Below are 15,280 nucleotides of genomic sequence, written 5' to 3'. Positions count from 1 at the left end.
GATTAGTCACTTGGAGGGGATGTGATGAAATCACTGCTCACAGGAAGTACGAGTGCACTGGCGATCCTTGTCGGGGGCCTGGCCGTCCCCGGTGCGGCGCTGGCGCAGGACGACGCGCAAGCGGCCGCCGACGAGACCATCGTGGTGACCGGCTCGCGCATCGCGCGCGACCCGAATCTTGTTTCGCCGCAACCGGTGCAATCCGTCAGCGAAGAGGATGTGACCCTGTCCGGTGATATCAATATCGCCGATGTGGTCAATGACCTGCCCGCGCTTCTGGGCTCCAACAACACTGCCGACAACGCCAATGCCGGCGTGGGTGTCCAGGGTTCCGCGACGCTTGACCTGCGCAATCTCGGCACGAACCGGACGCTGGTGCTGGTGGATGGCCGTCGCCATGTATCCGGCCAGGCCGGCACCGCCGCCGTGGACGTCAACACGATCCCGTCCGCGCTGGTCCAGCGCGTCGAAGTGCTCACCGGCGGCGCATCGGCCGTTTACGGTGCGGATGCTGTGACCGGTGTGGTCAACTTCATCCTTAAGGACGATTTCGAGGGGACGGAAACCCGCGCCCAGTTCGGCATCGCCGATGATGGAGATGCCCAGAATTTCACGCTTCAGACCACGATCGGCGAGAATTTCGACAATGGCCGCGGCAATTTCACCATCAGCTTCGCGGCGGAAAACTCCACCGGCATCAATATCGGTTCGCGTGAGCACACCCGGGGCGACCGCGCAGCATCCGACTGGCCGAATCCGGACCTCTTCATCCAGCAGGCGGATATCGATCAGTACGGTATCGACCAGATCTTGCTGGGCGACACGATTTCCGATCACTGTGGCGGCGGTTCGCTGCCGGCTGGGGCCGAATCGGCCTTGTGTGCGCGAATCCAGGGCGTCCCGCCGCGTGCGATCATGGATTTCCCGCGCTTCAACCTGTCCAGCTATGGCTCGCTGATCGGTGTCGACTGGCTCGGCTTCACATTCCTGGCCACCTATCCGAACGATCCCAATTCGGGCGTGAACTTTGGCGGCGACGGGGTCATCTTCGACTTCAACAATAACGGGATCGATGACTGTCTGGAGACCATCAACGGCACCCAGCTGCAGCGCTTTGGCGGTTTCGCCGGCTGTCACGTCATGCGCGACCCGAATGCCGGCGCGCAAGTCTTCCAGGACGGTCTCATTGCGGGCAGCCAGAATGCCTTCGGCGGCGACGGCACCGGCAGCGGGCGCGACCTGCGCTCCCTGACGCCGAACGATCAGCGCTTCACGGTGAACTTCACCACGCGCTACGACGTGACGCCGAACCATCGCTGGTATCTGGAAGCCAAATTCTCGGCCTCGGAAACCGTTTTCAACAATTCCCAGGGCGTCAACGGCTTCTTCGACTCCTGGGTGATCGAGTGGGACAACCCGTATATCCCGACGAATTTGCGCAATGCGATCACGACCTTCGTCAACGACAATCCGGGCTACACCACGCTTGAGGACGTCAACATCCTGGTCGGCCGCGACATGACCGATCTGGGGCGCTCCCTGAGCACGACAGACCGCCAGACGGTCCGGCTGGTGACCGGATTTGAGGGCGATATCGGTACCTCCGCCTTTTCGTACGACGTCTATCTGAACTACGGCCGGTCCGATATCGATTCGACCCAGGAAGGCGGTCTCCTCATCGACCGGCTCTATGCTGCAGCGGATGCTGTTGTCGATCCGTCAACCGGCAACATCGTCTGCCGCTCGGAAATCGATCCGGGCACGCCGCCGATCGGCTCCTTCCTGTCGAGCGCGGGCTACTGGAATGGCTACAACACCTTTACGCCCGCGCAGGGCGATTGCGTGCCGATGAACATCTTCGGTATCGGCGCGCCGTCCCAGGAGGCCATTGACTGGGTAACGGCGACGACGCACCGCTCGCGCACACTCGAACAGACGGTGTTGTCCGGTGTCATCTTCGGTGACAGTTCGGACTTTTTCGAGCTGCCTTATGGCCCGATCGGCGTGGCCCTGGGCGCGGAATACCGCGAAGAGGAAAGCGAGTTCGTTCCGGATCCGCTGGAAAGCCCGGACGGTGCCGCTTCGACCAGCTCGCTGATCTTCCCGGTCAATGCGCCCGTGAACCCGGTCGTGGGCGGTTTCGACGTCACCGAGCTGTTCGGCGAGATTTCCGTTCCGCTGCTGATCGGCGTTCCGCTGGCCGAGGAACTCATCCTGGAAGGCGCCTACCGCTATTCGGACTATTCCACGCTGGGCGGTGCCGAGAGCTGGAATGTCCGCGGCACCTGGGCGCCGGTCGACGATCTGCGCTTCCGCTCCACGCTGTCGCAGACCGTGCGCGCGCCGAATGTGAACGAGCTGTTCTCGCCGCTTACGGCCACGACAGCGCGTCCGCTCGACCCGTGTGATGCCGGCAATATCAATGACGGTTCCCAATTCCGGGCCGCCAACTGTGCCGCCGACGGCATTCCTGCCGGCTTCGCCGACCCGCTTACCGCTCGTGTCGGAGGCTTCACGGGCGGCAATCCCGACCTCGATGTCGAAACCGCGGACACGCTGACTGTCGGCTTCGTCCTGGAACCCCGCTTCATTCCGGGGCTGTCGATCACGGCCGACTACTATTCGATCGAGATCGAGGATGGCATTGCCGCGGTGGGTCTGCAGGAAATCCTGGAGGCCTGCTACGACGCGGCAACCTTCCCGAACCCGTTCTGCGACCAGTTCGAGCGCGATCAGAATCCGGCATCGCCGACCTATCTCGGCCTGTCCAACTTCACGACCGGTCAGCTGAACTTCGCGGCGATCGAGACGGAGGGTTATGACTACCAGGTCGCCTATACGTTCGATCTGGCCGACCTGTCCGACTCGATGGCGAGCTGGGGTTCGATGACGTTCAGTGCACTGGGCAATCATATCGAACGCCTGGAACGCCGCGAGGATCCGACCGATCCCTCGATCGTCAACGACCTTCTCTATGAAGGCGGCCAGCCGCAGGACAGCTATGTGCTGAATGCGCGCTGGGATACCGACCGCTGGACACTGAACTGGCAGGCATCCTACTGGGATGAATTCCTGGCGTTCACGCCGCGGATCGAGATCGAAACGGCGGCCAATTTCACCAATGCCTGGACGGGCGATCTGTGGCGGCACGACGTGTCGGGCACGTATCAGATCAATGACCGCATGTCCTTCTATGGCGGTGTCAACAACGTGTTCGAGGAAGAACCGATCACGGGCTCGATCTCCTATCCGGTGGGTGCCGTGGGCCGGACATTCTTCATCGGCTTCAATGTCTCGACCGGTCCCATCCGCGACCGGTTCTAGGACAAGGCAAGATTACCAGGCAGAAGGCCGGGCCCTGCGCCCGGCCTTTTTGCATCCCGCCTCACCTGCACAGGCGCGCTTGCGCCGGCCCGGCATTCCCCGTTATCTGCAGACTGCATGGAGGGGTGGCAGAGTGGTCGATTGCGGCGGTCTTGAAAACCGTTGAACCGCGAGGTTCCGGGGGTTCGAATCCCTCCCCCTCCGCCACACACACGATTGCAATTTCCTGCTCAGGCTTGCGCAGGAACGCAGCCTGCACATGCAGTCCGGCTGTCCGTCAGCAAAGACCCCATTCCTGTCGGGCCGCTGCCGGAGGATTTGGTAGGGAAGTGTAAACTATCCAATCAAAATAAGGGTTTGATAACCAAGTCCATTAGCATTTTTGCTCAATTTGTTTGGGATCCTGCTCGCTCGTAATTAGGGCGGGAGGACTCCCATGCGTCGACATCTCATGATCAGTGCCGCGGCAGCAGCGCTCGCCGGCTTCGGGACACCGGGCGCGTTCGCGCAGCCGCAAGATGGTGACCAGTCCGGAACCAATGAGTTCAACTTCATTCACCCCTACAAGGGCGATATCAATCCGTTCACGGGGGACATCAATCCCTTCCGCGGCGACATCAACCCCTTCCGGGGGGATATAAACCCGTTCTACGGCGATATCTCTCCCTTCTGGGGCGATATTTCCCCCTTCTGGGGCGACATCGATCCCTTCTTCGGTGACATCAACCCGTTCAGGGGCGACATCTCGCCCTTCTGGGGCGACATCAATCCCTTCAAGGGCGATATCAACCCGTTCTGGGATGACATCTCGCCGTTCTGGGAAGCGACGGGTCCGGCCTGGGGCGAGCTCAATTCGCAGTGGATGGACGCCCAGTCGGGTGATGGTGACTACTCCGCGATTGCCGCCAGCCTTTCCGGCTTGCTGAACGATGCCTCTGCCATATTCGCCGACGCCGTTCAGGAGATGACCGGAAAGACCCTGGAAGAGGCTTTCCTGAACGATCTGCTCGACCGGTTCGGGATCGATCTGTCGAACCCCGACTCCCTGGCCGATGTCAGCGCGGCGGAGCGCTCCGAGTTCTTTTTGACGCTCTACGATCAGCTGATGTCCTACAGCGGCTTCGATCATGTCGATCACTGGATGCCGGCAATCAACTGGTCGCCCGCCCTCGCACACCGCTATGACGAGGGCCGCTCCCCGGTCGTCGGCGTGCTTGATTTCGGCGTGAATGACGTTGGCGCCGGCAGCTTCCGCGGCCAGCTGGGCAATCGCGAGGATCTGGGCGTCAATCATGGCGACGCCGTGGCCAGCCTGATCGGTGCCCCGATCGACGGCCAGGGCACGATAGGTGTGGCGCCGCATGCCAGCATGCGCTTCTACAATCCGTTCGACGAGTCCCGGACCTCGGATTGGGCGTCCGTCGCAGACGGAGTTGAAAGCCTCGCGCGTGGCGGTGTCAGCGTGATCAACATGTCGCTGGGCGTGCCCGGTTGGACGCTGCATCAGGAATGGGCGAATGTCTTTGCCCAGCCCGGTGTTGCAAGGCATTCCGGCAATCTGACCTTTGTCGTCGCGGCCGGCAATGACGGCCTGGCGCAGAGTGTGGACCTGGATTGGACGGGCGTACCCGTTGTCGACAATCTGATCATTGTCGGCTCGGTCGGTCCGGCCGGCGGGATTTCCAGCTTTTCCAACACGCCGGGCGAGGCCTGCCTCACGGTGCGGGGCGCCTGTCCGGACGGTCATCGCCTGATGGACCGCTTCCTGGTGGCACCGGGCGAATTGCTGCTTGTCTCCGATGGCAATGGCGGCGTGACCCGGGCCACCGGCACATCCTTCGCGGCGCCGCTGGTTGCCGGCGCGGCAGCCCTGGTGAAGGGCTGGTGGAAGTGGCTCGACGGCGGCGAGGTTGCCGATGTGCTGCTCGATTCGGCACAGGACCTCGGCGAGCCGGGCACCGATCCGGTCTATGGCCGCGGCCTTCTGGATGTCGCCGGCGCCATGTCGCCGATCGATCCGGATGCGCTCTACGCACTGGACAAGCGCGGCAACCGGGTGGCGGCCAATGATCTGGTCATCACGGGCGACCGGCTGAATCTGCGCTCGGTAAGGAATGGCCGTGTCTTCGTGTTCGAGGATATCGGCGGCAGCTACCGCGATTTCGGGATGGAATTGTCGGATCTGACCGAAGGTTCCACCCTGGCGGAGAATATCGCGGATCGTTATGCCGAGCAGTATATCTACGATCGCAGCGTCGCAAACTTCACCGGCACGGCCTTTTCCGACCGCGCGCAGCATACGCGGACGCTGAGCGATCAGGGCGATCTGCGGATCACCGCCCAGGCGACCCGCCTCGATCCGGTTGATCCCGGCATGGCCCGCTCCCTGGGCTTCCAGATGAGCGTGCGGCTGGACGATCGCTCCAGCGGCCGGTCGCTGGAGTTCGGCCTGGGCGAAGGCGCCCTGGCACTGACCGGCCGGCCGGGCTTCGGTCTCTATTCGGATTACCGCCCGGAAACCGGGGGTGTGAATCCGGTGCTGGGACTGGCATCGGGCGGTGTGTACGGCACCAGCCTCTACACCCTGTCGGACAATACCGACGTCTCCTTCGGACTCAGCACGACCTATGAGCAGGACATCTATCTGATGCCGGGTACGGGCGAGGAACTGGCTGTCACGCCGGGTATCGAACCCTACCAGGCCGGTGCCCTGCACGTGAACGTCCGGCACCGTGTCTCGGACCGTATGAGCCTCAACGCGTCCCTGACGCAGCTGCACGAAGCCACCGGCCTGCTCGGAACGCAGGGTGCGAGCGTGCTGGCGATGGAAGGCGGCGCGGACACGTCGGCCCTTACGGTCGGGCTGGAGACACGCCCGGTGGAACGCCTCTCCGTCAACGCCTCCGTGACGGCGGCGCGGACGCGGACAACCGGTTTCTCCGGCGACACGTTGCGCATTGCCGATGCCATCGGGAGCACCGCCGCACAGGCCTCCATCCAGCTGGACCGGATCTTCGGCGGCAGCGACGGGCTGCGCGTCTCGCTGGTCCAGCCGCTCCACGTCGAAAGCGGCGCGCTCGAATATACGGGCATGCATGTGGTCGATCGTGAAACGGGGGAGCTGGGTCTGCAGTCCCAGACCTGGGAGCTCGGCGGAGAACGCGCGGTCTATGCAGAATTCATCTATGCAACGCGTCTGGGTTCGGACCGTGCCGCGATGAGCCTGTTTGCTCGCGAACAGGTGTCGGGATCCGCACAGGAAACACTTGAGTTTTCTCAAGCTTCAGCCGGGTTGCGCCTGCATCTGAAATTCTAGGTTCAATCCCGTTCCAGACAGGGAGGCCGCCGGCACCGCCGGCGGCCTCATCTTGTTTCCGGCATGTTGCGGGCTGGCCGGTGTGGGTTAGGCCTTTCTTCAATATGTTTGGTTAGAAGAGGCAACCCGGAGGAAGCGCGCCTGGAATTGAACAGGGGATTTGGGTGATCAATCGGAAGCTGACGTATTGGCTGGTCGTGTGTCTCAGCTGGCTCTGGCTGGCTCTGGGAGCAGCGGCCGGGTATGCGCAGGACGAGCGGGAAGCCGAAACCTTCGCCGGCACCGTCTCGGCCGCCCAGTCCTCGATGATGGCCGATCCGAACGCGGCGCTGCAGCTGTCGCAACGGGCCGGGCAATTGGCGGCGCAACTGCCCGCCCCCGACCGGGACATCGCCCATGCCACCGCCTGGTGGCTGCAATCGGAGGCCCTCACCCGGCTGGGCCGGAGCGAAGAAGCCTACCCGGTCGCGCTGCGCGCGCTGGAACAATTGGGCGAGAACCCGGCCCCCGCCAAGCTCACCGGCGATATCTACACCTCTCTCGGCCGGATCGAGAAAGTCCTCGGCCAGCATGGCAGCGCGCTGGAACGCTACCAGCAGGCCTACGAGATCTATCGCGGCATTGACGAGCGGCGCAGCGAATCCATCGCACTGCAGTCCATGGCGTCGATCTATACCGATGCGCAGCAATATGACCGCGCTGTCGAGTATTTCGAAAATGCGCTGGCGCGTTATCAGGACCCCTCGCTCGACCTGGCCGCGCACAACAATATGGCCAACGCGCTCACCCAGCTTGAGGCGTTTGAACGCGCCGCCGTATCCTTCACCCGGGCTCGCGAGCTGGCGCGTGAAATGGAAAGTCCGATCCTCGAGGCGCGCATCCTGAACAATCTGGCCAACATGTATATTCTGGCCGGCCGGTACGACGAGGCCGAGGCCGCGATCGACGAGGCGTTCGTCCGGGTCGCCGACGACGGCACATTCGAATGGGTGCGGTTCTTCTGGGGAGTACGCGCCCAGATCGCGCATGCGCGCGGTGAGTCGCGCGATGCATTGCGTTTCCTGGCGGTAGCTCTGGAGGGCGTGGATAGCCGCGAAACCAATCAGACCTTCATGGAACTGCACGGCAGTGCGGCCGAAATATACGCCGAGAACGGCGAGTGGGATTCGGCGTATGAACACCTGCGCGCGTTCAAGCGCCTGACCGACGAGCGGGCCGACTTTGCATCCTCGGCGAATGCCGCGCTCATGGGCGCCCAGTTCGACTTTGCCGAACAGGAACTCGAAATCCAGCAATTGCGCTCGGCGAGCCTGGAGCAGGCGCTGCAACTTTCCCGCTCGCGGCAACGGCAAAACACGATCGTGGCGATCGGCGTGGGTGCGGCCCTGCTCGGTGCGATCATTTTCTTCGTGATGCAGGGCCGCGCCGCCCGGGCGCGGGCCCGCTATCTCTCGGAAGCCCTGTACAGGGATGCCGCGACCGGATTGCCGACATGTGCCGCACTGGCGCAAGCCCTGCGCGCCGCATTGACCGAGCAGGGCCAAGTCCCGGCTGTAATGGCGTTCCAGATCACGCGGCGGCGTCAGCTGGAAGGCGCGCTGGGCTACAACGCCTTTGCCAAGCTGGAAATTGCGACGGCCCGCAGGCTTGGCCGGTGTTTCAAAGGGGCAAAGGTGCATCGCCTCTCCTCGGGCCTGTTCGGCCTTGTGGCCCCGACCAATGATCTGGATGCGTGCCGGGGCCTGATGGCCGGCGTCCTGCGGATGTTCGATTCGCCCGTCAAAATCGAGAATGCGTCTATCGATGTCAGCCTGGTCGCCGGCCTGGCCCATGACAACGACGTCGACCAATCGCTGCAGCAGCTCAATCTGGCGATCGACAGGGCACGCCGCGAAGCCAGTTCGATCGCGGTTTTCGATGCCAGTGAATATGGTGACCCGGCCGCCAATCTGACGCTGATGAGTGAAATGCTGGAAGCCACCGAACGTGGCGAGATGCGCCTGCACTATCAGCCCCAATTCAATATCCGCACCGGCCGTTTCGAGTGTGTCGAGGCGCTGTGCCGCTGGCAGCACCCGGAACGCGGTTTCATTCCTCCGGACCAGTTCATCGCCAAGGCCGAGGAGACCGGGCATATCAAGGCCCTTACCGAATGGTGTCTGCGCCGGGTCCTGGACGACCAGCGCCGCCTGCTGGCCGCGGGCATTCCGCTGGGCTTTGCGGTGAACATTTCAGCGACTTTGGTGGGCGACCGGGACTTCGCTCGCCGGGTGCAGCCGATGATCGCGTCTGCCTGCGGCCCGCTGACGCTCGAGATAACCGAGACGGCCGTGCTTTCCAGCCCGGACCTGGCCCTGGAGCACCTGGCGATGTGGCGCGAATCGGGTGCGCGGATCTCCATCGACGACTACGGGACGGGCCAATCCTCTCTCGCCTATCTGCAACGCATCCCGAGTGACGAGCTGAAGCTGGACCGGCAGTTCGTCGCGGACGTCGGCGGCAGCTCCCGTGGTCGCCTGCTGGTCAAATCGACCGTCGATCTTGCCCACAATCTGGGCCTGGAACTGGTGGCGGAAGGCGTGGAGACCGAGACCGAGCTGGCCACCCTGAAACTTCTCGGATGCGACTATCTGCAGGGTTTCTACCTGTCCAAGCCGCTGCCGCTGGATACGCTGGAGAGCTTCCTCATCGGCTATCAGGACATGCCCGACAATGAGACCCGGCAGGCCTGATTGCAGCGCCTGCCCCCGGTCAACTCACGCAGCCCCGCGCATCGACCGGCCAGCGCCGGGCCGTCCGGCCCTCGACCACCATAAATTCCCGCGCAAGATTGGCGACCGGGCAGGCATGATTGGGGAGGATGACGAGACGCGTACCGATGGCGGGCGGCTTGCCGTCGTGAACGACGAAACCATGCTCTTCGGACAATGCGGCAATCGTCATCGCCCCCCTGCCCGGATCGTCGGCATGCCAGGCCAGGCCGAAACCGGCCAGTGCGTCCGACCCGTGCGGGCCGGCATCCGAACTGAGGACTTTCGATCCCGCATCGATTATGGCGAAACGGTCATTGGCACTGACCACGGTGGCGACGACCCACAGCGCAATATCGGCAAGCCCGGCCACGCCGAGCGCGATCTGGGTCCGGTCCATGAAGACGTAATTGCCGGGCCGGATTTCGGTGATGCCCTCGAAACCGTCATTGAGCACGACGCTGGGCGTGCTGCCGACTGAAACCTCTCCCACCTCGATACCGTCCTTCCGCAGCCGTTCGGCCAGATCGATCATGATCCGCCGCTCGGTTCGCGCAACATCGCGCACTGCCTCGGCATTGACGGCCCTGTAGGCCTGGCCGGCATGGGAGAGCAGGCCGGCGAAACATACATGCGGATCGGCATCGATGGTCCGGACCAGGGCCAGCCCCGCATCGGCTCCGGGATCGATACCGCAACGGTGCAGGCCGACATCGACTTCGACGAGTGCGTCGAGCATTGCTCCCGTTCGCCGTGCAGCGGCGCCGAGAGCCCGGACACCGGCCGGGCTGTCGACGACAAACCGCAGCCCGGTCTGCGGCGTGGCCGCGGCCGCCAGCACCCGGTCGATCTTGGCCGGGTCCAGCAGCGGATAGGCGATGGTGACCGAGGGCGCCCCGCCGGCCGCGAATATCGCGGCCTCGGAACTCTTCGATGCCGTGATACCCTTGGCCCCGGCGGCCAGCTGGCGCTGCATGATCGCCAGGCTCTTGTGGGTCTTGATGTGCGGCCGCAGCGCCACCCCGCCAGCCCGGGCGCGACGGGCCATGCGGTCGATATTCCGGTTGAGACGCACAAGATCGACGGCAACGGCCGGCGTGTCGCCAACAGCGGCGGGTAAGTCGGGATCGAAAACGGCAAATGTCGGGTCGTCGGCCACGCTTCGCTCCAGCAAGGCGATAGCCGCAGACCTAACCCGAATTGGCGGCCGGCGCGAGCCTCCCTATTCCGCCGCCATCAGCCCCTCCGGATGGGCCCGGTCGAATTCGGTAATATAGTCCCGGGTCAGCGGCACGGCATCGTGTTGCTTGGCCAGTTGAAGCTGGAACACCATCAGCTCGCCTTCGCGGAAGCTTTCCTCCGCCCCGGCCAGATAGAATTCCCACATGCGGCAGAAGCGTTCGTCGTAGATATCGGCAATCTCTTCGCGGTGGGCATCGAAGCGCCGGCGCCAATGCTTGAGCGTCTCGGCATAGTGCAGACGCAGGATCTCGATATCGGTGACGATCAGTCCCGTGCGCTCGACAACCGGCAAGACGTCCGACAGCGCCGGGATATAGCCGCCCGGGAAAATATACCTGTCGATCCAGGGGTGATTGGCGGCGGGTGGTCCGGACGTGCCGATGGAATGGATCACGGCAATGCCGTCATCCTTGAGACAGTCGCGCACAGTTTCGAAATATTCGCGATAATGGCCGATGCCGACATGCTCGAACATGCCCACGGAGACGATCCGGTCGTAGCGTTCCTGGACGTTGCGGTAGTCCTCAAGCCGGATATCGACCCGGTCATCCACCTGTTCGCGCGTCATCCAGTCCCGGGCGAAGGCATGCTGTTCCTCCGACAGGGTGACCCCGTCAACGCGGCCGGCGCCATGCTGGGCAAGGTGAAGGGCCAGAGAGCCCCATCCCGCGCCGATATCCAGGACCGAGCAGTCCGGCTGGATACACAGCTTGGCGGCAAGATGCCGGGCCTTGGCGGCCTGGGCCGTTTCCAGATCGTCCACACCGGGTTCGAAATAGGCGCAGGAGTAGAAGCGGTCCCGGTCCAGGAAGAGTTTGTAGAGCGTGTCAGACAGGTCGTAGTGATGCGCCACATTGTGCCGGGCCCGTCCCACGGGATTGTGCTGGGCCAGCCGGCGGATGAGGATGCGCCAACGGTCCAGAAGCGCATACCAGCGATTGGACCGCGCATTCTTCATATTGGCGATAAGAAGTCGCAACACGTCCTGGATATCGCAATCCACCGGCTCCAGCCCGCCGTTCATATAGGCTTCGCCGATTGCCAGTTGAGGATTGAGCAGAATGCGGCGCTGCCAGCGTCTGCTGGTGATGCGGAACCCGGCGCGCGGCCCGGTGTCCGGATCGCCGATTTCGTGAATTTTACCCCCGGCGTCGATGAGGGTGAGCTGTCCGCGCTTAACAATACGGCGCGCGACCTGTGCCAACAGCATGGCTTCGCTCCGTTCTGTCCAACCCTACGCCTCTGTATTTGGGCGGTCGTCATGAAACCGCAAGGCGTAACTCGCGCATCACGCGTATTTTTCGGCCTCTCCGTCGTGCATGACCATGGAAAATCTCGCGCAAGGCCGCATTGATCTCAATCATTGCGGGCGGATTTTGCTTTCGCATAACGGCGGAAACGCTAATTTGGCGGGGTCTCAGACCGGAGGATATGCGCCGTGAAGAAACTCGCTGCGAGCCTGCTCATTGCGCTCACCACGCTCTCGCTTGCCGCCTGCAACACGATCCGCGGCATGGGCCAGGACCTCGAACGGGCCGGCCAGACGGTCCAGGACACGGCCGACTGATCCGCCTTCAATCGAGAAATTCCCAGGTGTCGGCACCGTCGAACAGGCGAATCCGCCGTCCTTCGGCCGCATCGGGTTCGGCCATCAACATGTTGACCGCCATGCGTGGCCGGTTCGCCGGATCAAGGCTTTCCCAGTGTGTCGTGCCGCCGCAACGGGCGCAGGCGATGAAGGCCAGCGTCGCATCGCCCCGGATGTAGCGGATCGTGTCTTCGGGCTCATAGTTGAGCGTGACGGCATCGGCCGGCGCATAGGCCCACAGCGCGCCGGAACGACGGCAATAGGAACAGTTGCAACGGGTCAGCCAGTCCGGTTCGGGCTCGGTATGGAGTGTCCAGCCCACGCGCCCGCAATGGCAGTGGCCGTCAATCACCGGACATTGCCCTGGCGCCGTTCGAGGGTGGTCGAGCCGCCGGATTGCCGATCCGCCGTTCCAGCCGCGTCGAGAACCAGGCGATGATGGCCTCCCACAAACGATCTTTCAGCACGGCGCCTTCGACGTCGGTTTCCAGATTGGGATTGTCATTGACCTCGATGACAAAAACGCCCTGATCGTTCTGCTTCAGGTCGATCCCGTAAAGCCCCTGCCCGATCAGCCGTGCCGAGCGCACCGCGGCATCGATAACGTCCGCCGGCGCATCCGCGACATCCAGGGTCTCGAACCCGCCCTCGGTTACCTTGCCACCCGCGCCGTGCTTGATGATCTGCCAGTGGCCGCGTGCCATCTTGTATTTGCAGGCATACAGGGGTTGGCCGTCGAGCACACCGACCCGCCAGTCATAGGCCGTGGGCATGTATTCCTGCGCGATAATCAGGGCCGTATCCTTGAACAGGGCCTTTGCCTGGGTGCGCAGCTCGCTCTCGCTGGCCACCTTGTGCACGGACCGGCTGAAGGAACCGTCCGGTGCCTTGAGAACCACCGGCGTGCCGAGCCGGTCGAGCAGTCCGTCCAGGGATTGCGTCTCGTCGAGCACCTCGGTGCGGGGGCCCGGCACGCCGGCCTGCTCGAGCAGCTCCTTCAGAAAAACCTTGTTGGTGCACCGGATGATCGAGCCCGTATCGTCGATCACCGGCATGCCTTCCTGTTCCGCGCGGCGGGCGAAACGGTAGGTGTAGTTGTCGATTGCGGTCGTGGCGCGGATGAACAAGGCATCGTATTCGGCCAGGCTGGCCAGGTCGTTCGGCCCGATAGGGGCGACTTCCACGCCCATTCTCGCCGCGACCGTAGCCAGGCGTTTCAGCGAGGCCGGCCTGGACGGCGGCAGGGCCTCCTTCGGATCGGTCAGTACGGCCAGCGACCAGCGCGACGGCGCCTTTTCTTTCTGGGCCACCCAGGCGCGGCTGGTGTGCGAGTCCAGACTGTCGAGAAAGAATGCGCGGGCCTCGCCCTTCAGCGTATTCGGCGCAACCGGCCGGATCCGCTCGATCTGAAGACCTGCCGGCGCCAGTGTCACTTCCAGAACCGGGACGCGGAACCAGTCGAAGAGCAGCCGGCCGAAACGTTTCAGCCGGCTGTCTTCGGTGCGCCCGAAGGCGACCAGCAGGGTGCGCGCGTCCGGGGCGACAGTGCCGATGTCGCGTGTCAGGGCGGCGTTGAGTTCCGGCAGCGCCTGCGCGTAGAGCGCCTTGCGCGACAGCTCGACCATGGACTGGGCCGTCGGCACGATCCGGTGTCCGCGCGCTTCGGCGAGCAGCGAAGCGTAGTAGCCGTTGGACTGGTAGGCATAGGACCGGGCAAGGTTGATGATATTGGGCCGGCGCGCCATGAAGAGGCGTGGATTGGCGAGATAGTCCCTCACCCGCAGGACCTTGTGCGGAGTTTCGTGCTGGGCCACGTCCGTGGCGTGTTCGACGAGAATGAGCCAGTCGCTCACGAGTGAGGTCTCTCCCGGGCCGGTGCAGGATCCTCCCGATCGAGGACCGCTTCGAGTTGCAGAGCCGCTTCCCCGCCCTCGTAATAGTCTTCCAGACGCTTGCGCAAGCGAAATCCGGCGCGCCGGTAAAGCGATCGCGCCGCCGCATTGCTTTCGCGCACTTCCAGCCGCAGGGCGCGGCAGCCCGCAGTCCGGGCCCGCCGCCGGGCCGCCTCGATCAGGGCGGCGGCGATCCCCTGCCCCCGCGCCCGTTCCCGCACCGCCAGGGAATAGATGCGCGCCACGGAACTGCCGCGCCGAAAGCAGAGTGCCAGATATCCCTCTGATCCGGCGAGCAGGAATTGCGTGCGCCCGCCGCGCAGCATGCGGGCGAGATTGCGGCGCGCGAACCGGTCGGCCTCGAAACAGGCGCTCTCGATGGCATCAATCGTGTCGAGGTCGGCTGGCAGGCCGTCGCGGATGGCCGGCGGACTCATTTGTTCCAGGTGACCGCATAGAGATCGAAACGGCGGTCGCGCAGATTGCGCACCGTGCCTTCCAGACGCACCCAGTCGAGATCGGTCAGATCGAGATCGGCAATCGACACCGTCTCGACATTCTCCGAACATTCCTCGGCGATCCCGTCGCGGGCAAAGTTGAAGTCGCACGGCGTCAGGATGCAGGATTTGGCGTACTGGATGTCCATGTTTTCCACACCCGGCAGATTTCCCACATTGCCGGACATCACGACATAGCACTGGTTCTCGATGGCCCGGGCCTGGGAGCAGTAACGCACCCGCATATAGCCCTGCCGGTTATCGGTGCAGAACGGCACGAAGAAGAGTTTCGCGCCCTCATCCGCCAGCTTGCGGGCAAGCTCCGGGAACTCGCTGTCATAGCAGATCAGGATGCCCACCGGACCGCAATCGGTCTGGATCGTGCCAATCTGGTCGCCACCCTTGATATTCCACCAGTGACGTTCGGACGGTGTCGGGTGGATCTTCTCCTGGGCGTGAACGGAACCGTCGCGCAGGAAGACATAGGCGACATTCTGGATGTCGCCGTCATCTGTACGTGTCGGGTGCGAGCCGCCGATGATGTTGATGTTGTAGCTGATCGCCATCTGCCGCATTTCCTCGACAAAGCGCGGCGTGTACTCGGTGAGCCGTTCGATCGACTGGGCATGCGTCAGACGCGTCTCCTCCAGCGCGAGGAGCTGGAGGGTGAA

General features: G+C 63.6%; 10 protein-coding genes and 1 tRNA gene. 5 read left to right on the top strand and 6 right to left on the bottom strand.

What is annotated here, in order from left to right; all coding sequences use genetic code 11:
• Positions 1-24: 24 nt before the first annotated feature.
• The 4 genes from Q1U94_RS06535 (at position 25) to Q1U94_RS06520 (ending at position 9,372) form a co-directional block, all read left to right on the top strand.
• Positions 25-3,324 carry a TonB-dependent receptor gene (locus Q1U94_RS06535; protein ID WP_300542843.1) on the top strand — a complete coding sequence of 1,100 codons (3,300 nt, stop codon included), beginning with the start codon at positions 25-27 and terminating at the stop codon, positions 3,322-3,324.
• Positions 3,325-3,443: 119 nt separating this feature from the next.
• Positions 3,444-3,531, top strand: a tRNA-Ser gene (locus tag Q1U94_RS06530).
• Between the two features lie 229 nt (positions 3,532-3,760).
• On the top strand, positions 3,761-6,640 hold the full coding sequence (locus Q1U94_RS06525; RefSeq protein WP_300542842.1) for a S8 family serine peptidase: 2,880 nt from the start codon (positions 3,761-3,763) through the stop codon (positions 6,638-6,640).
• A 164-nt stretch (positions 6,641-6,804) separates the two neighbouring features.
• Complete coding sequence (locus Q1U94_RS06520) at positions 6,805-9,372, top strand: EAL domain-containing protein (protein ID WP_300542841.1); 2,568 nt, start codon at positions 6,805-6,807, stop codon at positions 9,370-9,372.
• 19 nt (positions 9,373-9,391) lie between these two features.
• On the opposite strand, the gene Q1U94_RS06515 is transcribed toward Q1U94_RS06520, so the two are convergent.
• Together Q1U94_RS06515 and Q1U94_RS06510 are read right to left on the bottom strand one after the other, a co-directional pair.
• Entirely contained in the window at positions 9,392-10,549 is a 1,158-nt protein-coding gene (locus tag Q1U94_RS06515) for an alanine racemase (protein WP_300542840.1), read from the bottom strand.
• A gap of 63 nt (positions 10,550-10,612) precedes the next feature.
• Complete coding sequence (locus Q1U94_RS06510; RefSeq protein WP_300542839.1) at positions 10,613-11,842, bottom strand: cyclopropane-fatty-acyl-phospholipid synthase family protein; 1,230 nt, start codon at positions 11,840-11,842, stop codon at positions 10,613-10,615.
• A gap of 228 nt (positions 11,843-12,070) precedes the next feature.
• Between Q1U94_RS06510 and Q1U94_RS06505 the strand changes: the two genes are divergently transcribed.
• Entirely contained in the window at positions 12,071-12,199 is a 129-nt protein-coding gene (locus tag Q1U94_RS06505) for an entericidin A/B family lipoprotein (protein WP_300542838.1), read from the top strand.
• Between the two features lie 7 nt (positions 12,200-12,206).
• Here the strand turns inward: Q1U94_RS06505 and Q1U94_RS06500 are convergent, their stop codons facing one another.
• The 4 genes from Q1U94_RS06500 to Q1U94_RS06485 form a co-directional block, all read right to left on the bottom strand.
• A complete protein-coding gene (locus Q1U94_RS06500; RefSeq protein ID WP_300542837.1) occupies positions 12,207-12,542 on the bottom strand; it encodes a hypothetical protein in 336 nt (111 codons plus the stop codon).
• Positions 12,543-12,564: 22 nt separating this feature from the next.
• Positions 12,565-14,073, bottom strand: coding sequence for a RimK family protein (locus Q1U94_RS06495; RefSeq protein WP_300542836.1), 1,509 nt, complete (start codon positions 14,071-14,073; stop codon positions 12,565-12,567).
• The gene (locus Q1U94_RS06490; RefSeq protein ID WP_300542834.1) at positions 14,070-14,549 is read right to left on the bottom strand and encodes an N-acetyltransferase; all 480 of its coding nucleotides are present in this window, start codon (positions 14,547-14,549) and stop codon (positions 14,070-14,072) included. Before Q1U94_RS06490 ends, Q1U94_RS06495 begins: the two co-directional genes overlap by 4 nt.
• A partial coding sequence (locus Q1U94_RS06485; RefSeq protein ID WP_300542833.1) for a carbon-nitrogen hydrolase family protein occupies positions 14,546-15,280 on the bottom strand: 735 nt, incomplete at its 5' end. The genes Q1U94_RS06485 and Q1U94_RS06490, both read right to left, overlap by 4 nt.

This window comes from Maricaulis sp. (assembly GCF_030149515.1).
Classification (GTDB): Bacteria; Pseudomonadota; Alphaproteobacteria; order Caulobacterales; family Maricaulaceae; genus Maricaulis.
The sequence above is the reverse complement of the archived record's forward strand: the minus strand, read 5'-3'. Positions and strand labels throughout refer to the sequence as shown.

Bases quoted from the DNA above. Each gene is read 5' to 3' on its own strand.
- Q1U94_RS06525 (WP_300542842.1), top strand. From the start codon at position 3,761: ATGCGTCGACATCTCATGATCAGTGCCGCGGCAGCAGCGCTCGCCGGC.
- Q1U94_RS06510 (WP_300542839.1), bottom strand. From the start codon at position 11,842: ATGCTGTTGGCACAGGTCGCGCGCCGTATTGTTAAGCGCGGACAGCTC.
- Q1U94_RS06490 (WP_300542834.1), bottom strand. From the start codon at position 14,549: ATGAGTCCGCCGGCCATCCGCGACGGCCTGCCAGCCGACCTCGACACG.
- Q1U94_RS06535 (WP_300542843.1), top strand. From the start codon at position 25: ATGAAATCACTGCTCACAGGAAGTACGAGTGCACTGGCGATCCTTGTC.